We start from the raw sequence: 22,480 nt of genomic DNA on the forward strand, positions 1-22,480 counted from the left end.
TCGAGTCCGCAGCGACGCGCAGGAGTGGGTCGCGGTGCGGGCTAGCGGGGCAGCCAGCGCCGCACGACCGACCTGATGTAGTGCACACCCGAGCGCGGGAACAATTTGGCGCTGACCCGCATGTTCCACGGCAGCTCGGAGGTGACGTTGTCCAGGACGGTGACGACGTCGCGGTGCATCGTGGCGTCGTCTGAGGCCACGGTCTGCTCAGGGGCGGCATAGCGCGCCCGCTCCAGGGTCGCCGTCGCCCGCGAGAGCGCCTCGCCGGAAGGACGGTCCAGGCGGGCTTTGGACCGATAGTGCTCACCCATCTCGCGTGGACTGCGATCGGGTGGCGGATCAACGCCATAGTCCTCCAGCGAGCGCTTCAACAGCTCCCACTGGCCCTCGATCCGCTCCTGCGGGGTGTCCGCGTGGCGCAGCACCGCCTCCCGGTGCCGGCGTCCGGCGATGGCGATGACTGCCGTGATCAGCCCGAGCACCAGCACGAACGCCAGCGCCCGCAGCAGGATCGGGCCTGCTGTGCGCAGCGCGTCGAGCAGGTTGTCCCACCAGCTGGTCGACTCCTGCGCACCAGTCGGCTGCTGGGTCGGCGTCGCCGACGGGGTCTCCTCGCCGCTGATCGTCGGGTCCGCCGAGAAGGTGTTCTGGCCAAGCTGGGAGTAGGCCGGGGGAGGGCCGGTCCGCACGCCCGGGGTCGGCTCGAAGCGGGTCCAGCCGAGCCCGTCGATCCACAGCTCGGGCCAGGTGTGCGCGTCGCTGGCCACGACCGACCAGGACCCGTTGGCCTGCTGCTCGCCGGGCAGGAAGCCAACCGCCATGCGGGCGGGGATGCCCTCGTGCCGGGCCATCATCACCATGGCGGTGGCGAACTGCACGCAGTAGCCCTGCCTGGTCGCCAGGAAGTGGGTGACCGGGTCGTTGCGGTCCAGCCCGGGCGCGAGCTGCAGGTCGTAGTTGTAGAGGCCGCTGCGGAAGTGTGCCTGGATCAGTGAGGCCACCTCGACGTCGTTGGTGGCGTCCCCGACGACCTCCTCGGTCAGCTCCGCGATGGCAGCCTCGGCCGCCGGGTCGGACGCGACGGCCTGGCCCCACGCAGCCGGATCGGCGTCAGCCTGGCCGATGCCCTCGGGCAGGGACCCGCGGGGCGCCACGTCGACATACGTCACCTCATAGGTGTTGGCCGGGTCCTCCAGCCGCACCGCGAGCGTCTCGGTGTCATAGGTCATCGGCACGTCCGCGCGGACCGACTCAAAGGGGGAGGGGAGCGCCAGGTGCGGGATCCGCAGGCCGTTGCTCAGCACGGACAGCTGGTCGACGTCGAACGGCACATCAGGTCGTATGTCGCCGGTCCCCTCGCGCGGGGGGCGCAGGAGTCCCTCCTGGGTCACGTCCGCGACGTAGTCGGGCGGCAGCCAGCGCCGGCCGTCGAACTCCGTGGTCGCGGTCACCCGCAACGGCTGCTGGAGGCGCGCGGCGGCGCGATAGCGGATCACCGGCTCGTCCGACTGGTTGGCCAGGTCTGCGGTGACGTCCATCGTCTCGGTGAAGCTGACCGAGCCGGTGCCGCCCAGCGAGCGACCCTCATCGCTGCGGGCCAGCCCGTCGGTCAGGAAGGTCGGCGGCAGGTGCGGCGCGACGGAGGCGAGCACGAGTGCCGCGACCACAGTGGTGCCCGCCAGGATCCGGGCCACCCGCCGGTGACCGGTCGGGCCGAAGGAGACGTCGTGCGAGCCGACCGACTCGCGCCGGTCGGCCGAGCTCCAGCCCGACACGAGCCGGTTGCCCTGCTGGGCCACCAGGAGCAGCCACGCCAGGGCGGCCGCGGCGAAGAACCAGGGCTGCATGGCCGTGCCGGTGTTGGAGACCGACACCAGGAACGCGGCGGCCAGCGGGATGCCCGCCGTCGCAGGTGCCCGTCCGGTGACCGCGATCGAGTCGACGGAGATCGCGGTGAGCACCAGCACCGAGACGATGAGGAACTCGACGCCCTCCGTGGTGGGGGCCGGTGCGGCATACTCCCGCAGGACCGTCCCGGCATCCTGCAGCAGCGCGCGGGCCTGCTCGAGGGTCTCCATCCCGGGCACCACGACCCAGCGCAGTGTCTCGCCCAGATAGCGTCCGATGACACCGGCCAGCGCCGCGAGGATCTGGGCGAGCACCACGAAGGTCGGGTTGACATCGAGGCTGCGCAGCGCTGACCCCACCACCGCCACCGTCAGGATCAGCAGGATGGCCGGACCGACCCAGGGACTCTCGCGCAGCAGGGTGGTCAGCGGCCAGGCGACGGTCAGCGTGGCGAGAGCGGCCAGCAGCGCCTCCGGCCAGAGCCCGCGGTCAAGGTTGAACCTCATGTCAGCATCCCCGAGCGCCGGATCGCCCGCAGCTGCTGCCACGCGCCGGGCACGGAGTCCTCGGGGCCGACGAGCACGGTCTGCCACCCGGCCTGACGCAGGATCTCTGTATGCCGACGCGACTGCTCGCTGTGTCCCGCACCCGACTGGTCGCTCCGGTAGGCGTCGGGGTCGATCACCATCGCCAGCGCGCTCGACCCCGGCTCGCGCACGGCGGCCAGGTTCGACAGCTCGGCCCGGTCGTGGGCGACGACGACGCTGATCAGCAGGACGCCGCCGGAGGTGAAGCTGTGGGCGGCTGCGGCGAGCGGCTCCAAGCTGGAGTCCTGGTCGGCCCTGGCCCGGGCTAGGGCCGCCAACGCGGGCTGGAGGTCGACCGCCACGCCGGCAGAACCGTCCTCGACCGTGCGGTGGGTCAGCAGGTGGACGACGAAGCCGTCCTTGATCAGGTGGCGAGCCAGGGACGCGATCGCACTGACCGCCCACTCGAAGGCCGGCTGGAAGCCGGTGCCTGGATAGGCGCCTGCGCGCGAGTCGAGCAGCAGCACGGCCCGGCGGCGGGCCGGGCGGTCCTCCTGGCGCACCATGATCTCGCCGCGGTGGGCGGTGGCCGGCCAGTGCACCCGGCGCAGCTCGTCACCGTCGCGATACTGCCGGATCGACACGTCGTCCTCGCCGTGCAGGGAGACCATCTGGGGCAGCTCGCCCTCGGTGCCGCGGCCCTGCCCCGCCACGCGGCGGTCACCCAGGTCCCACATGAAGGGCAGCACCAGGAGCTCCACGGTCGCGGGCAGCTGCATCGCCACGTGCGTCAGCCCGAAGGGATCGCGCCGGCGCAGCGTGATCGGGCCGATGGCGAAGGCGCCGCGGTGTCGGCTGCGGACGGTGTATCGCAGCCGTCTCGTCTCCTGCGGGGCCAGGCGCGGGAGCAGGAAGCGCGGCCGGTCGCCGAGCGCATAGTCGAACTGCTCCTCAGCCAGATAGAGCGGGGTCTGCTTCTGGCCGACGTTGCCGAAGTGGACCTCGACCTCGCCCTGCTGGTCGGGGTGCAGGCGGCTGGGCGTGACGATGCGCTGCACGCGGATCGACGGCGGCTTCGGGCGGACCAGCAGCATGGCCAGCAGGGGCAGGACCGCCAGGAGGACGCCGATGCGCGTCACGTCGCGATAGCCCAGCAGCATGCCGGCCGCCGCCGTGATCGCCCCCAGGGCAAGGAACATCTGGCCCCGACTCGTCAGCACCCCCGGGGCACGCACGTCAGGGACTCAGCGTCGGCCCGAGGGCACCGGGGTGCGCTGCAGGATCTCGGAGATGACGTCGCCGGTGGTGCGTCCGGTCAGCTGTGACTCACCGGTGAGGATCAACCGGTGGGAGAGCACGTTGGGCGCCAGGCGCTGGACGTCCTCGGGCAGGACGTGGTCGCGCCCGGAGAGCGCGGCGTTGGCGCGGGCCGCGCCGAGCAGCTGCAGGCTGGCGCGCGGGGAGGCCCCCAACCGCAGCGAGGAGTGGCGCCGGGTCGCGGTGATCAGCGCCACGACATACTCCCGCAGTGCCTGAGCCGTGTGCAGCTGCCGGACCGCCTGGATCTGCCGCTGCACGGTGGCGCCGTCGGTGACCGGGCGAAGGTCGCCCAGCGGGTCGTGCTCGCCGTGCGACTCCAGCATCGCGAGCTCAGCCGCACCGGACGGGTAGCCCATCGAGACGCGTGCCATAAAACGGTCGCGCTGGGCCTCGGGCAGGGGATAGGTCCCCTCCATCTCGATCGGGTTCTGCGTGGCCATCACCAGGAACGGGCCGGGGAGGGGGTATGTCGTGCCGTCGACTGTGACCTGCCGCTCGGCCATGCACTCGAGCAGCGCGGACTGGGTCTTGGGGGAGGCACGGTTGATCTCGTCGCCGACCACGATGTTGGCAAAGATCGCGCCCTTGCGGAACTCGAACTCGTGCGTGGTCTGGTTGAAGACGTTGACGCCGGTGATGTCACTGGGCAGCAGGTCGGGGGTGAACTGGACGCGGCTGACGTTGCAGTCGATCGACTTGGCCAGCGCCTTGGCCAGCATGGTCTTGCCGACACCGGGGACGTCCTCGACGAGCAGGTGGCCCTCGGCCAGCAGGACGGTCACCGCGGTCCGGACCGCGTCCTCCTTGCCCTCGATGACCGTGCTGACGGCTCGGTGGATGTCGTGAGCGACAGACTGCACGGAGTCCAGGTCGGTTGCGGTCTGCGCGGGCACGGTCATAGACGAATCCTGCCTCATCATCCGGCGTTTGGGGAACGGGCTCTTGTCAAAACACTACGTGCTGGGAGGCGCAACGGGTTGCTGCACCCACCTCTTTGTCACGTCCGGCATGGCGGGCTACTCCATCCGCCGGAGGGAACCGGACGACGATTGAGACTCCCGCCGTCGCCAGCTCAAACTTTCCGTCCTTGGACTCTTGATTTCCGGGTGACCAGAGGAGGAATCTGGTTCTCAAGGATGTGTCACGGGGCACATCCCTTGAGATCGGGGAAGCCATGAAAACGAAGAGCCTATTAGCCACGTTCGCGGCTGGTGTTCTGGCAGTCAGCTCGACCGTGACCGCACAAGCAGCGCCGCCCGACAAGTGCACGCGGGGGTCGGCGCAGAAGGTCATCAACGCGGGCATCGTCGCGGCCAACCAGGTCCGGGAGGGCCGAGTCAACACCGGGATCGTCGACGCGATCACGAACTGTCGCTACGTCCTCTACGACGATGGGGAAACCTTCACCTTCTCCGAGGACGACGTCTTCGCCGGCATGACGGCGTTCACCTGGTGGGACTGGGAGTCCGACGGATACACCCGAGCGGAGGTCAAGGGCATCATGAAGCGGGTGCAGGACACTGTGCTTCTCGCCGAGGTGATGGCCGACGGAAGCCTGGGCGAGTTCGTCGAGGTCCCGATCGTCCGGACCCCCGTCAAATACCACGTCATGGCTGGACAGGGCATGACCGCCTACCAGATCACCGGGGTGGTGCTCGATCTCGAGCCCGGCACCTACGTCAGCCAGTACTCCTCGTCGTCGCCCGACTTCCCGGACGAGGACTTCACGGCCACGGTGACCTTGGTCGTGACGCCGGACTGAGCGGGCAGAGCTCCCGCCTCGGCGCTCTGACAGGTTCTGAGGCCGTAGTTATCGACGCCGTCGGCACGTTCGCGTGCCGACGGCGCGCGTCTGTGTGCCCGGACGACGGTCCGAATTTTCCCCACTTTCCCCCCACCATCGCTGACCAGCGCAATTGCTCCCAAGCGACCCACAAAACGCGCCAGTTTGGCGTTGACAGTGGGGGGAAGTGGAGTAGTGTGGGGCACACTGGATGACCAGGGAGTAGCCAACGGTGCTGGGAAGGGGTGGTCGCGGTGCTGTTGCTCGGGACCTACTCGCCCCGTCTCGATGACAAGGGCCGGATGTTCCTGCCGGCCAAGTTCCGCGACAAGCTCGCCGGTGGCCTGGTCATGACGCGCGGGCAGGAGCGCTGCCTCTATGTCTATCCGATGGCCGAGTTCGAGAAGGTCGCCGAGCAGTGGCAGAACGGACCGACCACCAACGCCGGCGTGCGTGCCTACCAGCGGCTTCTCCTCTCCGGCGCCTCTGACGAGATCCCCGACAAGCAGGGTCGGGTCACCGTGCCGGCGATCCTGCGCGACTATGCCGGGCTGACCCACGAGTGCACCGTCATCGGCACCGGCAACCGGATCGAGATCTGGGACGCCGCGGCCTGGGAGGCCTACGTCGCCGAGCACGAGGAGGGCTTCGCCAACCAGAGCGAGGAGGTGGTCCCGGGGCTGTGAGGCAGGTCCTCCACTTCGCCCCACCGCGCCGCTCCACTTCACTCCACCACGGTCAGCCAGACCCCACCCCGACCAGCCGAGACCACCGACCACGACCGCGCCACCGACCACGACCGCACCACCGACCAGCAGGCAGTCCCTGACATCTGGTCTCCAGCCGCAGCGTCCGCACCCGACTCCACTTCCCCGGAGCCGGGCGCACCACGAGAAGCGCCACCCGACTCCACTTCCCCGGAGCCGGGCGGACCACTCGGACGAGGCGGAGGGGGACCAGGTCCCAGGGCACACAGCAGCTGGGACCGCCACCGCCACCCCCAAGACACGAGAGGAGCAGACGATGACCGAACGCCCCACGGCAGAGCGACACGTGCCGGTCCTGGCCGAGCGCATCGTCGAGCTCCTCGCGCCGGCGCTGCAGGGCGAGGGCGCCGTCTATGTCGACGGCACGCTCGGCATGGGCGGCCACACGGAGGCGATCCTGGCGGCCTGCCCGCACGCCACGGCGGTCGGCATCGACCGGGACACCGAGGCGCTGACCCTGGCGGGGGAGCGCCTCGCTCCTTTTGGCGACCGCTTCGTCCCGGTGCACGCGGTCTATGACGAGATCCCGCAGGCGCTGGCCGAGCGGGGCATCGCCCAGGCCAACGCGATCCTGTTTGACCTCGGCGTCTCCTCGCTGCAGCTGGACGAGGCCGAGCGCGGCTTCGCCTATCGCATGGACGCCCCGCTGGACATGCGGATGGACCAGCAGACCGGCCTGACCGCCGCGGACGTCATCAACACCTATGAGCTGGCCGAGCTCGAGTCGATCCTGCGCGACTTCGGCGAGGAGCGCTTCGCCCGCAAGATCGCCCGCGCGCTCGTCGCCGAGCGCGACAAGGAGCCGTTCACCCGCTCGGCCCGTCTCGTGGAGCTGCTGCACCGGGTCGTCCCGGCCGCCTCGCAGCGCTCGGGCGGGCACCCGGCCAAGCGGACCTTCCAGGCGCTGCGGATCGAGGTCAACGCCGAGCTGTCCGTCTGGCGGGACGCACTTCCCGCAGCCCTGTCCCTGTTGCCGGTGGGCGGGCGGATCGCGGTCCTGTCCTATCACTCGCTGGAGGACCGGATCACCAAGCGGGGCCTGGCCGCCGGCGCGACCAGCTCGGCCCCGCCGGAGCTGCCCTTCGAGCTGCCCGAGCACCAGCCCTGGCTCACGCTGCTCACCCGCGGCGCCGAGATGGCCGACGAGGCCGAGATCGCCACCAACCCCCGGGCCGCGTCCGTGCGGCTCCGGGCCGCAGAACGCACCCGTGACACCACGAACATGAGGGAGAGCGCACGATGAGCCTGATGACGGTGGCCCGCCCGGCCTTCCGGGGGTCGCGCACGGCGCCTGCGCCGCGGGCGCGGCTGCGCGTGGTGGACGCCACGCCCAAGACGCAGAGCCACGCGGGGTTCGTCGCACTGTGCATCACCCTGGTGGTGGCCGGGCTGCTCAGCGCCCTGATGCTCAACATCCAGCGGGCGGAGAGCTCCTTCGTCCTGTCGGACCTGCGCGGCGAGCAGACCCAGCTGCACGACACCCGGGTCACGCTCGAGGCCGAGCTGTCCATGAAGCGCTCCCCGGAGACCCTCGCTGTCGAGGCGGAGCGTCTCGGACTCGTCCCCTCGCCGTCGACGGCCGTGCTGCGGCTGTCTGACAACGAGGTCCTCGGCGTGGCGGCCCACGTTGACCCTACCGACAGCTTTACGGTGATCACGCCCTTTGTGTCCGTTGCACAAAAGGACGTGGCGCGGATCGAACGCGCCATCGCGGGAGTCGTTCAGGGAGGTTGAGCAGTGGCGGATCGGCGTCCACCCCAGCAGCGGCCTCGCAAGGGCGCGGTCAAGACCGCAGGAGTCGTCCACCCGCAGCGCCGGATGCGCTTCATGCTCTTTGGCATCCTGATCGTCTTCAGCCTGTTCGGCGCCCAGCTGGTCAAGCTGCAGGGCCTGGACGCGGCCAGCGTCTCCGCCGCAGCCTTCGACCGGCGCCTGACCGAGACGACCATCCCGGCCCAGCGCGGCACCATCTATGACGCCAAGGGCGTGGCGCTGGCCGAGTCGTTCGAGCGCAAGCACATCGTGGGCGACCCGACCGCGGTCGTGACCTACACCAAGCGCATCGACGGTGAGCGCGTCGAGGTCGGTTATGCCGGTGCCGCCGCGGACATCGCGGCCGTCACCGGCGGCGACGCCGCGCAGATCGAGCGCAAGCTGCACGAGCCCGACGCGGCCCGCTTCACCTATCTGACCAAGGACGTCTCACCGCAGGTGTGGCAGGAGGTCAAGGCCCTGGGCATCCCGGGCATCTACTCCGAGCCCTACATGAAGCGCACCTACCCCCTCGGGGCCTCGATGGCGCCGCTGGTCGGCTGGGTGGGCTCCGGCGGCCTGCCCGCCAACGGCATCGAGCTGATGTTTGACCAGGACCTGACCGGCACTCCCGGCACGGCGACCTTCGAGCTCGGCGGCCGCGGCGAGATCATCACCACCGGCACCAACGACGAGATCCCAGCGGTGGCCGGCCAGGACGTGCGCCTGACCATCGACAGCGACCTGCAGTGGTTCACCTACAACGAGGTCGCCGCGATGGTCGAGCAGGCCGGCGCACTCTCCGGCTATGCCGTGGTGATGGATCCCAACACCGGTGAGATCCTCGCGGCCGCCAGCTATCCGTCATACGACCCGGCGAAGCCGACGCAGACCAGCAAGGGCCTGCGCAACCCGCTCTTCGAGGACGTCTATGAGCCGGGCTCGACCTCCAAGGTGATCACGGCCGCGGCCGCGCTCGAGGAGGAGATCATCGACCTCGACACGCCCTTCGTGCTGCCGAACCGGCTGCACCGCGCCGGCCGCAGCTTCAAGGACGCGCACGACCCGGACAACCCCTATGTCACCTTCGCCGGCGTGCTCGCCACCTCCTCCAACATGGGCACGATCATGTATGGCGAGGAGCTGCCGGACGACGTGTTCTACGACTACATCAAGGCGTTCGGCATGGGCAGCACGGCCACGCTCGGCTTCCCCGGCCAGTCCGCCGGCCTGGTGCACCCGCCGGAGGACTGGAGCGCCACCAGCAAATACACGATGTACTACGGCCAGGGCCTGTCCAGCACCATGCTCCAGCAGATCGGCGTCTTCCAGACCGTCGCCAACGGCGGCGTCCACGTCGAACCCAAGCTGATCCAGGGCACCCACGACGAGGACGGCCGCTTCAAGCCGGAGGCGGGCGATAAGGGCGAGCGGGTCATCTCGCAGGAGACTGCCGACGAGCTGACCGCGATCATGGAGTATGTCCCCAGCCCCGAGGGCACCGCGCCACTGGCGGCGGTCGAGGGCTACCGCGTGGCGGGCAAGACCTCCACCGCCGACCGCTACGACCCCAACCTGGGCCGCTACTCCGGGGTCACCGCGGGCTTCATCGGCTACGCACCAGCCGATGACCCGCAGCTGGTCGTCGCCGTAGCGATCCAGAAGCCGACGCGCGGCAAGTGGGGTGGCTCGCTGGCCGGCCCGGTCTTCTCCGAGGTGATGCGCTATGCGCTGACCTCCCGCGGGGTGGAGCCGAGCACGACCGAGGCACCTCCGGTCAAGCTGGACTATGATCCGGACGCTCCTGCGCCCGGCGGTCCTCGTGGTGCCACACTGGGCGACATCGCCATCAAGGAAGGAACGCCCTAACGTGATCGAGCTGTCCCTCGGTGAGATCGCCGAGGCAACCGGTGGGCAGGTGCACCCTCCGGAGGCGGCCACCACGGTGGTCACCGCCACGGTCGTCACCGACTCGCGCGAGGTCGACCCCGGCAGTCTGTATGTCGCACGCCAGGGTGAGCACGCCGACGGTCACGACTACGTCGGCGCGGCTGCCGAAAAAGGCGCCGTCGGCGCCCTGACCGACCGGGTCGTCACCGAGCTGCCCTGCGTCGTGGTCCCCGACACCACTGACGGCTTCGCCGCTCTGGGGCGCGAGGTCGTCGACCGGTGCACCGCGGCCGGTGGCCTGCAGATCATCGGCATCACCGGGAGCTCCGGCAAGACCTCGACCAAGGACCTGGCCGCCCAGGTCGTGTCGCACCTCGGGCCGACAGTGGCGCCGATCGCGTCCTACAACTCCGAGGTCGGCGTGCCGCTGACCGTGTGCCGCCTCACCGAGGAGACCCAGTTCCTCGTCGCCGAGATGGGCGCCTCCGGGGTCGGACATATCGAGTTCCTCACCAAGGTCGCCCCGCCGCGGATCGGCGTCGTGCTCAACGTCGGCACCGCCCACCTGGGCGAGTTCGGCAGCCGCGAGGCGATCGCGCACACCAAGGCCGAGCTGGTGCGGGCCCTGCCCGCCGACGGGCTGGCGGTGCTCAACGCCGACGACCCGGTGGTGCTGGCGATGGCCGACCAGACCCGGGCCCGCGTGGTCAGCGTGGGGCTGAGCCCGGACGCCGACGTGCGCGCCGACGACGTCGAGATCAACGTGCGCGGTCAGGCCAGCTTCGTCCTGCGCGTCCCCGGCGAGAGTGCCGTCCCGGTCGCGCTGCGGGTGCACGGCCCGCACCACGTCGGCAACGCGCTGGCGGTCGCGGCGGTCGCCCACGAGCTGGGCATGCCCGTGCCGCAGATCGCCGAGGCCCTCGGCCAGGCCGGCGCGGTCAGCCGGTGGCGCATGGAGGTCCACGAGCGTCCCGACGGCGTCACGATTGTCAACGACGCCTACAACGCCAACCCCGACTCGATGCGCGCGGCGCTGCGCTCCCTGGCCGTGATGAGCGGCTCCGGTCGCACGGTCGCGGTCATCGGGGAGATGCGCGAGCTGGGGGAGGACTCGGTCCGCGAGCACCGCTCGATCGGCGAGCTCGCCGCCGCCCTGCACATCGACACCATGGTCGTCGTTGGCGAGGGCGCCCTGCCGGTCGCGGCCGGCTTCACCGCCGCCGGCGGCACCACCAGCTATGAGTGCTCCGACACCGACGAGGCCCGCGAGCTGCTCGAGGCGCTGCTCGCCCCCGGCGACGTGGCCCTGCTGAAGTCCAGCCGCGACTCCGGCCTGCGCTTCCTCGGCGACGCCCTGGTCGAGCCGGCGGATGACGCCACAGCGACCACCGCCACCCCGACCACCGGGGACGGGGCGCCCTGATGGTGACCATCGTCCTGGCTGCGGGCATCGCCATGGTGGTGGCCCTGGTCGGCACCCCGCTGTTCATCAAGTTCCTGGTGCGGCGGCAGTATGGCCAGTTCATCCGGGACGACGGGCCGACCAGCCACCACACCAAGCGCGGCACGCCCACCATGGGCGGCGCGGTCATCATCGGCGCGACGCTGATCGGCTATTTCGGCGCCCACCTGCTGCTGCAGCTCATCTCGGCCACCGGCTTCATGGACTTCGCCGGCAGCTCGATGAGCGTCAGCGGCCTGCTCGTGCTCTTCCTGATGGCGGGGCTGGGCCTGGTGGGCTTCGCCGACGACTTCACCAAGATCTCCAAGGAGCGCAGCCTGGGCCTGCGCTCCCACGAGAAGCTCATCGGCCAGGGCCTGGTGGGCGTCATCTTTGCCGTGCTCGCCCTGCAGTTCCCCGGCGGCTCGCACCGCACCCCGGCCAGCACCGCGATCAGTTTCGTGCGCGACACCAACCTCGACCTCGCGGTGTTCGGCACGGCGGGCGCACTCATCGCCTTCGTCCTCTGGGCCAACATCATGATCACCGGCGCCTCCAACGGCGTGAACCTGGTCGACGGCCTCGACGGCCTGGCCACCGGCGCCTCGGTGATGGCCTTCGGCGGCTATGTCCTGATCGGCATCTGGCAGTTCAACCAGAACTGCCAGATCATCCCCGGCCCCAACTGTTATGACGTGCGCGACGCCCACGACCTGGCCGTCGTCGCCGCCTGTGTCGCCGGCGCCTGCTTCGGCTTCCTGTGGTGGAACGCCTCACCCGCCAAGATCTTCATGGGCGACACCGGCTCCCTGGCCCTGGGCGGCGCGCTGGCCGGCCTGGCGATCACCACCCACACCCAGCTGCTGATGATCTTCCTCGGCGGCCTCTTCGTGATCGTCACGATGTCGGTGATCATCCAGGTCGCCGGCTTCAAGATGACCCGCAAACGCGTCTTCCGGATGGCCCCGCTGCACCACCACTTCGAGCTGATCGGGTGGCACGAGGTCACCATCGTGGTCCGCTTCTGGATCATCCAGGGCCTGTGTGTGGCCGCCGGCCTGGGCATCTTCTATGCCGAGTGGGTGGTGGGCCTGTGACCGTCAACGACGCAGGACGGAGCAGCGACCTAGGGCAGGGACGCCTCGCCGGGCTGACCCACCGCGACGCCGACTGGGCGGGGCTGCGCGTGGTCGTCACCGGTCTGGGCATCAGCGGCTTCGCGGCCACCGACGCGCTGCTCGAGCGCGGCGCGCAGGTGATCGTGGTCGACGGCGGCACCGGCGCCAGCGCCCAGGACGAGCGCGCCCGCCTCCTGGAGATCCTCGGCGCCGACGTGCGCCTCGGCCCGGAGCACACCACCGACCTGCCCTGGTTTGCGGACGAGGGCACGACGATCTCCCCAGACCTGGTCGTCACCTCTCCCGGCTGGCGCCCCGACCAACCGGTGCTGGCCGCGGCGGCGCGTGCCGGCATACCCATCTGGGGGGAGGTCGAGCTGGCCTGGCGGATGCGTCCGGCGACCGGGGCGGCGCCCTGGCTGACCGTCACCGGCACCAACGGCAAGACGACCACCGTGCAGATGCTGGAGTCGATCCTGCGGGCGGCTGGGCTGCGCACGATCGCCGCCGGCAACGTCGGCACCCCGGTGCTCGAGGCGCTGCTGGACCCGCAGCCGTTCGACGTGATCGCCGTCGAGCTGTCCAGCTTCCAGCTGCACTGGTCGGAGTCGGTCTCAGCACTGGCCTCGTGCGTGCTCAACGTCGCCCCCGACCACCTGGACTGGCACGGCGGGCAGGAGGCCTATGCCGCGGCCAAGGCCAAGATCTTCGAGCACACCCAGGTGGCCTGCGTCTACAACCACGACGACCCCGCGACCGAGGCGATGGTCGAGGAGGCCGACGTCATCGAGGGGTGCCGCGCGATCGGCTTCACCCTGGGCACGCCGGCCCTGTCGATGCTCGGGGTGGTCGACGACGTGCTGGCCGACCGCGCCTTCGTCACCGAGCGCAAGACCTCCGCAGCCGAGCTGGCCACGCTGCGCGACCTGACTGGGAGCGACCTGACTGGCGGCGACCCAGACCGGGCACCGGCCCCGCACCTGGTCGCGGACGCCCTCGCCGCTGCCGCGCTGGCCCGGGCCTTCGGGGTGCCGCCCGCGGCCGTCCAGCAGGGGTTGCGCGACTTCACCCCCGCCGAGCACCGCATCACCGAGGTCGCCCAGATCGACGGGGTCCGCTATGTCGACGACTCCAAGGCGACCAACCCGCACGCCGCCCAGGCCTCGCTGGCGGCCTATGAGCACATCGTGTGGATCGCCGGCGGTCAGCTCAAGGGCGCCGACGTCGACGCGCTCGTCGCGGGGGCGGCCGGCCGGCTGCGTGCCGCCGTGCTGCTGGGGCAGGACCGCGCCCAGATCGCCGCCGCGCTGGCCCGACACGCGCCGCAGATCCCGGTGGTCGAGGTGCCCACGGGCGAGACTGTCGATGTGACTGCAGTGATGGATGAGGCTGTGGAGGCCGCGCGGGGGCTGGCGCAGCCCGGTGACGTCGTGCTCCTCGCGCCCGCCGCGGCGTCGCTCGACATGTTCGCCAACTACGGGGTCCGGGGAGACGCCTTCACCGACGCGGTGCGGCGGAGGGCCGGCGGGGAGAGCTCATGACGTCGACGCTGCTGCCCATCCGGCGTGACGAGGCGGGCCGGGAGTCAGTCGTCGCGGGCATCGGTGTGCGGCTGCGCTCGCCTGTGGCGCCCTACTATCTGATCCTGGTCTCGACCGCTCTGCTCGTCACCCTCGGGCTGGTGATGGTGCTGTCGGCCTCGAGCGTGACGTCCTACTGGGAGGACGGCAACTCCTACAAGGTCTTCCTGACCCAGCTGATGTATGCCGGGGGCGGGGTCGTCCTGGCCATGCTCGCCGCGCGCATCCCGGTGGGGGTGTGGAAGAAGCTGGCCCCGTGGGGCCTGCTCCTCGCCGTCCTCCTGCAGCTGGCCGTCTTCAGCCCGATCGGCACGGACTTCCAGGGCAACCGCAACTGGATCAGCGTGGCCGGCTTCTCCGTGCAGCCGTCGGAGTTCGGCAAGGTCGCCCTCGTCGTCTTCGGCGCCGCGGTGCTGGCCCGCAAGCGCAAGGTGCTCGGCCACATCAGCCACGTGCTGATCCCGTTCGTCCTGCCCGGGGCTGCCCTGCTGATCGGCCTCGTCCTGGCCGGCCACGACCTGGGCACCGTGCTGATCCTGGTCGCGATCACCGGAGGCGTGATGTTTGCCGCCGGGGTGCAGGCCCGCTGGTTCGTGGGGGTCGCCGCACTGGCCGCCGGCGGTGCGGCATACATGGCGGTCGGCAGCGCCAACCGCATGGAGCGCATCCAGGCCTGGGTCGGCGGCATCTGCGTCAACCCCGACGTCAAGGGCTGCTTCCAGAAGGTGCACGCGGAGTATGCCCTGGCCGACGGCGGCTGGTGGGGCCTCGGCCTGGGCGGCAGCAAGGAGAAGTGGGGCCAGCTGCCCGAGCCGCACAACGACTTCATCATGGCGATCATCGGTGAGGAGCTCGGCCTGCCCGGCACCTTCACCGTGCTCGCGCTCTTCTTCCTCATCGCCTATGCCTGCTATCGCATCGTGGTCACCAGCACCGACTTCTTCGTGCGCGTCGCGGCGGCCGGCATCATGGTCTGGTTCCTGTCCCAGGCGATGATCAACATCGGCTCGGTCATCGGCATGTTCCCGATCATCGGCGTCCCGCTGCCGCTGGTCTCCTCCGGCGGCTCGGCCCTGGTGGCGGCGCTGATCGGCGTCGGGATCCTGCTCGCGCTGGCCCGGTCGCTGCCGGGCTGCCGCGAGTCGCTGTCCGGCCGGCCCTCGATGCTGCGGCGTACCCTGGCAGTGGTGCCGACTCCCCGGCTCCGGCGACGCTGATCGGAGTCCCTTGATGCATGACTCACCCGTTTCGGTCGTCCTGGCCGGCGGTGGCTCGGCCGGCCACGTGAACCCCCTCCTGGCGACCGCCGATGCCCTGCGCGCCGCAGCCCCCGACTGCCGCATCACCGTCCTGGGCACCGCGGAGGGTCTGGAGGCGCGCCTTGTGCCGGAGCGCGGCTATGACCTCGAGATCCTGCCCAAGGTGCCCTTCCCGCGCCGCCCCAACGGTGCCGTGCTGCGCTTCCCCTCCGAGATCCGCCGGGCGATCGCCCGGGCCCGCGAGGTGATGAGGGAGGTCGAGGCCGACGTGGTCGTCGGCTTCGGCGGCTATGTCGCGACCCCGGCCTATCTGGCGGCGCGACGCACCGGCACCCCGATCGTCATCCACGAGCAGAACGCGCGCCCGGGCCTGGCCAACCGCCTCGGCGCCCGCTTCACCCAGGACGTCGCGACCACCTTTGGCGCCACCCGCCTGGCGAACTCCACGGTGATCGGTCTGCCGATGCGCCGGGAGATCGCCGACCTGGACCGCGCCGCCCTGCGCGGGGCCGGCCTGGCCCACTTCGGGCTGCAGGAGGGCACCACCACGCTGCTCGTCTTCGGCGGCTCGCTGGGCGCGCAGCGGCTCAACGACGCCTTCCCCGCCGCCGCCCCCGACCTGCGCGCGGCCGGGGTCCAGGTGCTGCACCTGACCGGGGCGGGCAAGCCGGTCGAGGTCGAGTCGGACAGCCAGTGTCCCTATGTCGTGGTCGACTACACCGACCGGATGGACCTGGCGTATGCCGTGGCTGACCTGGCCGTCTGCCGCGCCGGTGCCGGCACGGTCTCGGAGCTGACGGCCGTCGGTCTGCCGGCCATCTATGTGCCGCTGCCGATCGGCAACGGTGAGCAGCGGCTCAACGCCGCCGACGTCGTCGCGGCCGGGGGAGGGCTGCTCGTCGCCGACGCCGACGTCACCGCCGACTGGGTGCGCGACACGGTGCTGCCGCTGCTCGCCGACGAGGAGCGCCTGGGCCAGATGGCCGACGAGGCCGCCGTGATGGGCGACCGCACCGCCGCCGAGGAGCTGGCCAAGATGGTGCTGGCCGCCGCTGGCCGCCGTGACTCCAGCCGCAGTGACTCCGACCGCAGCGACACGGGGAGCAGTCCGGCATGACGGCGGGTGTCAACGACCGGTTCGACTTCACCGAACCGGTGCCACCGGTGGCTGACCTCGGGCCGGTCCACTTCATCGCGATCGGGGGGTCGGGCATGTCCGGCGTCGCCCGCCTCCACCTGGCGGCCGGCGTGCGCGTCTCCGGCTCTGACGCGCGCGACAGCACGACCCTGCAGGCGCTGGCGGCGGAGGGCGCGCGGGTCTTCATCGGCCAGGACCCGGCCAACCTGGCCGACGACGTGCAGACCGTGGTCATCTCCTCGGCCATCCGCGAGACCAACCCCGAGCTGGCCGCCGCACGGGATCGCGGACTGCGGGTGCTGCACCGCGCCCAGGGCATCGCCACCCTGCTGCCGGGGCGGGACGCCGTCGCGGTCGCCGGCGCCAACGGCAAGACGACCACCAGCGGCATGCTCACCGTGGCCCTGCAGCACTCCGGTGCTGACCCGGCCTATGTCCTGGGCTCCCAGCTGACCACACCCGGCGGCCGCGGCACCAACGCCGCCCCGGGCACCGGGCCGTTCGTGATCGAGGCCGACGAGAGCGACGGGTCCTTCCTGACCTATCACCCACAGGTCGCGGTCGTGACCAACATCAAGCCCGACCACCTCGACTTCTATGGCGACCTGTCCACGATCGAGGCCACGTTTGCCGGGTTCTCCCGCACCATCCGCGAGGGCGGCCTCCTGGTCGCGGCCGCCGATGACCCAGGGGCTGCGAACCTGGCCGCGGCACGCCGTGACGCCGGGGGAGCGGTGGCCACCTTCGGCACCGACGAGAGCGCCGACGTCTGGCTCAGCGACCTGCGCCCGGACTCGATGACGGCCGCCGCCCGGCTGACCTGGCAGCGCGACGTGGACGAGATCCCCGCCGGCACGACCCGCACGCTGACCGTCCCGATGCCGGGCGTGCACAACCTGGCCAACGCCGCCGCAGCGCTGCTCGCGGCGACCGCCGGGCTGGGCCAGGACCTGGACGCCGTGCTGGCCGGGCTCGCGGCCTATCCCGGCACGCACCGCCGCTTCGAGCACGTCGGCGAGGGCGCCGGCGTGCACGTCGTCGACGACTATGCGCACAACCCCGACAAGGTCGCCGCCGTGGTGGCTGCCGGTCGCGGCCTGGTCGACGCGGACCCGCAGGGTGGCCGCCTGGTCGTCATCTTCCAGCCGCACCTGTTCAGCCGCACCCGCGACTTCGCGGCGCAGTTCGCAGCCGGTCTGTCCGCCGCCGATGTCGTGGTGCTGATGGATGTGTATGGAGCGCGCGAGGACCCGCTCGAGGGCGTCACGGGGGCCACGATCGCCGAGCTGGTGCAGGGGCCGCAGGTGCACTTCGTCGCCGACCGTGAGCAGGTCGTGCCGCTCGTAGCGGACCTGCTTCGCGCCGGTGACCTGGTGCTGACCGTCGGGGCCGGTGACGTCACCGAGCTGGGCGTGCCGCTGGTGGAGGAGCTCACAAGGGGGCAGCGCTGATGCGCATGAGGAAGAAGCAGGACCTCGACCAGAGGTTGAGGTCCGCCAATGGCAAGGCCACGGCCAAAGGTAGGGGTAAAACCAAGGCCAAGGACAAAGCCCGGGCCCACAAGAAGTTCCGGGCCCGCGCCGCCGAGGTGCGGGCCCGCCCGTGGCGCATCGTCGCGGTGCTGGCTCTGGTTGCGGCGCTGGTGGGCGGGGTGGTCTTCCTCTTCGGATGGTCCACCGCCTTCGTGGTCGAGGAGATCACCACGACCGGTGCTGACGGTGAGGTCGCCGAGCTTGCTCAGGCCAACGCCGGCGTCCCGATCGGGCGGCCGATGGCGCGGGTCGACACCGACGCGGTGGAGAAGCGGGTGCTGCAGGACCTGCGGGTGGCCGACGTCGACGTGGGCCGCTCCTGGCCCTCGACGCTCACTCTCGAGCTGACCCTGCGTCAGCCCGCGCTCGTCGTGCAACACAGCGGCCTGCGGGGCGTGCTCCTCGCGGACGCCCAGGGCGTAATTTATGACACGGCCGACGAGGCGCCCGAGGACTTGCCGACCGTCCGCGCCCCCAAGGGCGACCTCGACCCGGCGCACCTGCAGGCAGCCCTGGCCCTCCCGGGTGCCCTTCCCGCCGCGGTGGCGCGGCAGGCTGAGGACTTGCGGCTCGACGCCGCCGGACGCCTGGAGTTCACCGTCGGCTCGGTCACGGTGCGGTGGGGCGACGGCACCAGTGCGGAGCTCAAGGGCAGGGTTCTGGAGGGGCTGCTGGAGCAGGAGGGGATCGACCCTTCCGGTGAGGTCGACCCCGTCACAGGCCCCATCGAGATCGACCTGTCGACCCCGTCGACGCCCGTCGTGACCGGCCTGCAGACCGCCTCACCCACAGATTGACCTCAACTTGAGGTCTAGCGGGCTGGGTCTCAATCCGATCACGACGTATGCTCGCCGGAACAGGTTCTAGATGGCGCGTCTTGTTGGCCGCATCTGGTCCGTCATACCGGTTCATCATGGAAGGTCCCACCAGTGTCGTCTGCGCAGAACTACCTGGCAGTTATCAAGGTCGTCGGCATCGGTGGTGGTGGCGTCAACGCCATCAACCGGATGATCGAGGTCGGTCTCAAGGGCGTGGAGTTCATCGCCATCAACACGGACGCCCAGGCGCTCCTGATGAGCGATGCCGACGTCAAGCTCGACGTGGGCCGTGAGCTGACACGCGGTCTGGGCGCTGGCGCCGACCCCGAGGTCGGGCGCAGGGCCGCCGAGGACCACCAGGAGGAGATCGAGGAGGCGCTGCGCGGCGCGGACATGGTCTTCGTCACCGCCGGTGAGGGCGGTGGCACCGGCACCGGTGGTGCCCCGGTCGTGGCCAAGATCGCCAAGAGCATCGGCGCGCTGACCATCGGTGTGGTCACCCGCCCATTCACCTTCGAGGGTCGTCGTCGGGCCAACCAGGCCGAGACCGGCATCGGCCAGCTCCGCGAGGAGGTCGACACCCTGATCGTCATCCCCAACGACCGGCTGCTGTCCATTTCGGACCGTCAGGTCTCCATGCTCGACGCCTTCCGCAGCGCCGACCAAGTGCTGCTCTCTGGTGTGCAGGGCATCACCGACCTGATCACCACCCCGGGTCTGATCAACCTCGACTTCGCCGACGTCAAGTCGGTCATGCAGGGCGCCGGCTCGGCCCTGATGGGCATCGGTTCGGCCCGTGGCGAGGACCGCGCTGTCCAGGCCGCCGAGCTCGCCATCTCCTCACCCCTGCTCGAGGCCTCCATCGAGGGCGCGCACGGCGTGCTGCTCTCGATCCAGGGTGGCTCCGACCTCGGCCTCTTCGAGATCAACGAGGCCGCCCGCCTCGTCCAGGAGGCCGCCCACCCCGAGGCCAACATCATCTTCGGCGCAGTCATCGACGACTCCCTCGGCGACGAGGTGCGCGTCACTGTCATCGCAGCGGGTTTCGACGGCGGAGCCCCGATGCAGCGGACCGACGAGCGCGCGCTCGGCCAGGTCCAGGCCGGCGGCACCAACCGACCGCCGCAGCAGCAGGGCCAGCCCCAGGGCCAGCCCCAGCAGCGGCTCGAGCAGCAGGGGCAGCCCCAGCAGCGACCGGCCCAGGGGCAGCCGCAGCAGCGTCCGGCGGGGGCACCGCACGGCCAGCCCCAGCAGCGCCCCGCCCAGGCGCCCCAGGGCCAGCCGCAGCAGGCGCCCGGCCAGAGCGGTCAGCGTCCGCAGGGCCAGCCCCAGCAAACGCCCCAGGGTCAGCCGCAGCAGCCGCCGCGCCAGCCGCAACCCGTCACCTTCGACGACTCCGACGACCTGGACGTGCCCGACTTCTTGAAGTGAGCAACGATTGTGATCTTGGTCACTAATCGACCGAGGAAACATTGGATCAGCTCAACCGCGACAAATCATAAGCGCCCCAACCGATTTCGGTTGGGGCGCTTGTCTTTTACGCCAGTCAGTGCCATGATCCCTGCAGATCGACACCTCTGAGGAGCCACCATGTCTAGACGCCTGTTCCGCCAGCAGCCTGCTGACCTGCGCGAACGCGGCGCTACTGCCGTGGAGTACGCCCTGATCGCGAGCCTGATCGCGGTCGTGATCGCCGTCGCGGTCGCCGCGGTCGGCACGCAGGTCGTTGCGCTCTATCAGGCGGCTGCGGACGGCTTCCCCTGACCGTAGCCCGTTGAGGAGTCAGGTAAAGCGTTGGTCAAGTGGCGTTATAGAAACGTTACAGTCGAGCCCTTGCCGAAAGTTGCATTGTCTGTCAGGATCCTCTCAGGTTCGGGGGACCCCTGGGCCACACAAGTCGGAGCACCCCGTCTCCGGCTCCGCACCGGCGCAGGCGCAACCGCCCCCCAGCCGGCTCTTCACAAGGAGATCAACACATGGCTGCTCTGGCCTACTTCATCACCACCCTGCGTGACCGCTTCGAGGACAAGGAGCGCGGAGCCACCGCCGTTGAGTATGGCCTGATCGTGGCCCTCATCGCGATCTTCATTATTACCGCGGTCGCGCTCGTCGGCACGGCCCTGGACGGGCTTTTCACGTCGGTCTCGGACGCCCTGTAGGGCTCCACCACACCCGCGGCTGACCCAAGCGGGGCATCTCGCTGTCGCCGCACGATGGAATGTCGCCGTGGTGGCTCATCAAGCGCGCCTGAGCCACCACGGCCCCGCTTCAACCGAAAGTCCATGCAGTTGTCCCCTTCTGCCCGAGCAATTAGCCACGGAGTTATGCGTGCAGCCAACTCGTCATAGGCGTCTCGATCGCGGCGCCGCTGCCGTCGAGTTCGCTCTAGTCGCCATTCTTCTCATCACGCTCGTGGTCGGAATCTTCGAGGGTGGGCGTGTCTGGATGATTCAGGGAGCGCTGTCTCAAGCTGCTCGTGAGGGTGCGCGCGAGATGGCGATCCGGGATGATGAGATTAAGGCTAAAGAAGTAATCACTAAGCGGGCTGGTTCATTTGGGGCCGAGCCAGGTATTGAGGTCCTAACGACTGCTGATGGATGCGTCGTCAGGGCTACCGCGAAAGTCGAGAATTACCGGACCATGACTGGGCTCTTGGAACTCGCAATGTTCGACGGTATTACTCTGACGGGGAAGGCTGACATGCGATGCGGCGGGTAGCGAGAGTTGTTCGAAGGGCCTCGCCTGAGCGCGGCGCAGCTGCAATTTTGGTCGCCCTATTGCTGACTGCGTTGCTCGGCGCGGCTGGCCTGGCGATCGACCTCGGCGCCTCCTACGTAAAGAAGCAACAACTCCAGAACGGCGCAGATGCCGCGGCTATCGCCCTGGCCCAAGACCATGCCTTTGACGGTTGTGCAGCTGCCGCTAACCCTACTGAGGCTACAAATTGGGTTCAAGACAATATCAATAATGGTTCCGCGACTGGGGATCCGTCATGTCCCGAAGGTCCAACGGGAAGCGTGTTGACTGTTCTGGCAGAGGGGGAGCAGGACCATTGGTTTATCCCCATCCTTCCCGGCGGGCCAAAAAGTTCAGAAATTTCGGCTAGCGCCACGGTGGAGTGGGGAACGCCGATTGCTGGCGCAGGTTTTCCGATCGTGTTCTCTGAGTGCGTATTCAACTCTGCGATCGCACAAGCTGGGGAATATGTCGAGGTTTGGATCCCGAAGAAGAACGACAAGGACCCAAATTGTAGTAGTTATGATTATCCGAATGGCGGATTTGGGTGGCTCAATGGTACCGACTGTGTGGCTGACTATGCTGAACTTCAGCCAAGCAAATCGGTCCTGGTGCCAGGTGACCCAGGTAACAACGATAGCACCGAATGCAAGTGGGCTGAAGAAGCAAAGAGTTGGCCTCGCAAGGTGCTGATCCCTGTCTTTGATGGGACGAATGGCGTGAATGGAAACGGGCACGCGTTCTACGTTTACAAATTTGCTTCGTTCGAACTCGCCGGAGTTGCGATTCAGTCTGGAAATGAGCGGCACGGAGCAGATATGCCGGCAAATAGGTGCTCAAGCAATCCGGGCTGGTCACATAAAAGTTGTATTTATGGTCGTTTTGTTCAATATGTGTCTGTCGATGACGCATTCAAGTTGGGTCCCGTGACTGATCCGGACACCCTTGTCGTTCGATTTAAGAAGGACTAA

The 22,480-nt window shown here is 69.5% G+C and carries 20 protein-coding genes; 17 read left to right on the plus strand and 3 right to left on the minus strand.

Annotated features, from left to right (window positions below):
• Nucleotides 1-41: 41 nt before the first annotated feature.
• Genes NF557_RS05910 through NF557_RS05920 form a run of 3 tightly spaced genes read right to left on the minus strand, consistent with a single transcriptional unit; the run spans nt 42 to nt 4,594 of the window.
• Nucleotides 42-2,354 carry a transglutaminase TgpA family protein gene (locus NF557_RS05910; RefSeq protein WP_252622587.1) on the minus strand — a complete coding sequence of 771 codons (2,313 nt, stop codon included), beginning with the start codon at nt 2,352-2,354 and terminating at the stop codon, nt 42-44.
• A complete protein-coding gene (locus NF557_RS05915) occupies nt 2,351-3,574 on the minus strand; it encodes a DUF58 domain-containing protein (RefSeq protein ID WP_252622589.1) in 1,224 nt (407 codons plus the stop codon). The genes NF557_RS05910 and NF557_RS05915 overlap by 4 nt, the downstream gene beginning before the upstream one ends.
• Before the next feature lie 45 nt (nt 3,575-3,619).
• The gene (locus tag NF557_RS05920) at nt 3,620-4,594 is read right to left on the minus strand and encodes an AAA family ATPase (protein ID WP_252622591.1); all 975 of its coding nucleotides are present in this window, start codon (nt 4,592-4,594) and stop codon (nt 3,620-3,622) included.
• A 335-nt stretch (nt 4,595-4,929) separates the two neighbouring features.
• Here NF557_RS05920 and NF557_RS05925 point away from each other — a divergent pair, with 335 nt between their 5' ends.
• The 17 genes from NF557_RS05925 to NF557_RS06000 all read left to right on the plus strand — a co-directional run bounded on the left by NF557_RS05925 (nt 4,930) and on the right by NF557_RS06000 (nt 22,480).
• Entirely contained in the window at nt 4,930-5,457 is a 528-nt protein-coding gene (locus NF557_RS05925) for a hypothetical protein (protein WP_252622593.1), read from the plus strand.
• A gap of 278 nt (nt 5,458-5,735) precedes the next feature.
• Nucleotides 5,736-6,164, plus strand: a complete 429-nt coding sequence (mraZ, locus tag NF557_RS05930; protein ID WP_252623944.1) for a division/cell wall cluster transcriptional repressor MraZ — start codon at nt 5,736-5,738, stop codon at nt 6,162-6,164.
• A gap of 337 nt (nt 6,165-6,501) precedes the next feature.
• The gene (gene rsmH / locus NF557_RS05935) at nt 6,502-7,488 is read left to right on the plus strand and encodes a 16S rRNA (cytosine(1402)-N(4))-methyltransferase RsmH (protein WP_252622595.1); all 987 of its coding nucleotides are present in this window, start codon (nt 6,502-6,504) and stop codon (nt 7,486-7,488) included.
• Between the two features lie 5 nt (nt 7,489-7,493).
• Entirely contained in the window at nt 7,494-7,979 is a 486-nt protein-coding gene (ftsL, locus tag NF557_RS05940; RefSeq protein ID WP_252622597.1) for a cell division protein FtsL, read from the plus strand.
• A gap of 3 nt (nt 7,980-7,982) precedes the next feature.
• The gene (locus NF557_RS05945; RefSeq protein WP_252622599.1) at nt 7,983-9,866 is read left to right on the plus strand and encodes a peptidoglycan D,D-transpeptidase FtsI family protein; all 1,884 of its coding nucleotides are present in this window, start codon (nt 7,983-7,985) and stop codon (nt 9,864-9,866) included.
• Nucleotide 9,867: 1 nt separating this feature from the next.
• On the plus strand, nt 9,868-11,310 hold the full coding sequence (locus NF557_RS05950; RefSeq protein WP_252622600.1) for a UDP-N-acetylmuramoyl-tripeptide--D-alanyl-D-alanine ligase: 1,443 nt from the start codon (nt 9,868-9,870) through the stop codon (nt 11,308-11,310).
• Entirely contained in the window at nt 11,310-12,425 is a 1,116-nt protein-coding gene (mraY, locus tag NF557_RS05955) for a phospho-N-acetylmuramoyl-pentapeptide-transferase (protein WP_252622602.1), read from the plus strand. The genes NF557_RS05950 and mraY overlap by 1 nt, the downstream gene beginning before the upstream one ends.
• A complete protein-coding gene (gene murD / locus NF557_RS05960) occupies nt 12,422-13,987 on the plus strand; it encodes a UDP-N-acetylmuramoyl-L-alanine--D-glutamate ligase (protein WP_252622604.1) in 1,566 nt (521 codons plus the stop codon). The genes mraY and murD overlap by 4 nt, the downstream gene beginning before the upstream one ends.
• Nucleotides 13,984-15,243, plus strand: a complete 1,260-nt coding sequence (ftsW, locus tag NF557_RS05965) for a putative lipid II flippase FtsW (protein WP_252622606.1) — start codon at nt 13,984-13,986, stop codon at nt 15,241-15,243. The genes murD and ftsW overlap by 4 nt, the downstream gene beginning before the upstream one ends.
• 13 nt (nt 15,244-15,256) lie before the next feature.
• Nucleotides 15,257-16,402 carry an undecaprenyldiphospho-muramoylpentapeptide beta-N-acetylglucosaminyltransferase gene (murG, locus tag NF557_RS05970; RefSeq protein ID WP_252622608.1) on the plus strand — a complete coding sequence of 382 codons (1,146 nt, stop codon included), beginning with the start codon at nt 15,257-15,259 and terminating at the stop codon, nt 16,400-16,402.
• The gene (gene murC / locus NF557_RS05975; protein WP_252622610.1) at nt 16,399-17,874 is read left to right on the plus strand and encodes a UDP-N-acetylmuramate--L-alanine ligase; all 1,476 of its coding nucleotides are present in this window, start codon (nt 16,399-16,401) and stop codon (nt 17,872-17,874) included. The genes murG and murC overlap by 4 nt, the downstream gene beginning before the upstream one ends.
• Complete coding sequence (locus NF557_RS05980) at nt 17,874-18,752, plus strand: cell division protein FtsQ/DivIB (protein ID WP_252622612.1); 879 nt, start codon at nt 17,874-17,876, stop codon at nt 18,750-18,752. Before murC ends, NF557_RS05980 begins: the two co-directional genes overlap by 1 nt.
• Before the next feature lie 132 nt (nt 18,753-18,884).
• Nucleotides 18,885-20,204 carry a cell division protein FtsZ gene (gene ftsZ / locus NF557_RS05985; protein WP_252622614.1) on the plus strand — a complete coding sequence of 440 codons (1,320 nt, stop codon included), beginning with the start codon at nt 18,885-18,887 and terminating at the stop codon, nt 20,202-20,204.
• Between the two features lie 159 nt (nt 20,205-20,363).
• Complete coding sequence (locus tag NF557_RS05990) at nt 20,364-20,537, plus strand: Flp family type IVb pilin (RefSeq protein WP_252622616.1); 174 nt, start codon at nt 20,364-20,366, stop codon at nt 20,535-20,537.
• Between the two features lie 212 nt (nt 20,538-20,749).
• Entirely contained in the window at nt 20,750-20,932 is a 183-nt protein-coding gene (locus tag NF557_RS05995) for a Flp family type IVb pilin (protein ID WP_252622618.1), read from the plus strand.
• Nucleotides 20,933-21,101: 169 nt separating this feature from the next.
• Entirely contained in the window at nt 21,102-21,491 is a 390-nt protein-coding gene (locus NF557_RS17780; protein WP_370584460.1) for a TadE/TadG family type IV pilus assembly protein, read from the plus strand.
• Nucleotides 21,479-22,480: a pilus assembly protein TadG-related protein gene (locus tag NF557_RS06000; protein ID WP_252622620.1), complete on the plus strand. Its 1,002-nt coding sequence runs from the start codon at nt 21,479-21,481 to the stop codon at nt 22,478-22,480. Before NF557_RS17780 ends, NF557_RS06000 begins: the two co-directional genes overlap by 13 nt.

Source organism: Ornithinimicrobium cryptoxanthini (genome assembly GCF_023923205.1).
Lineage (GTDB): Bacteria > Actinomycetota > Actinomycetes > Actinomycetales > Dermatophilaceae > Ornithinicoccus > Ornithinicoccus cryptoxanthini.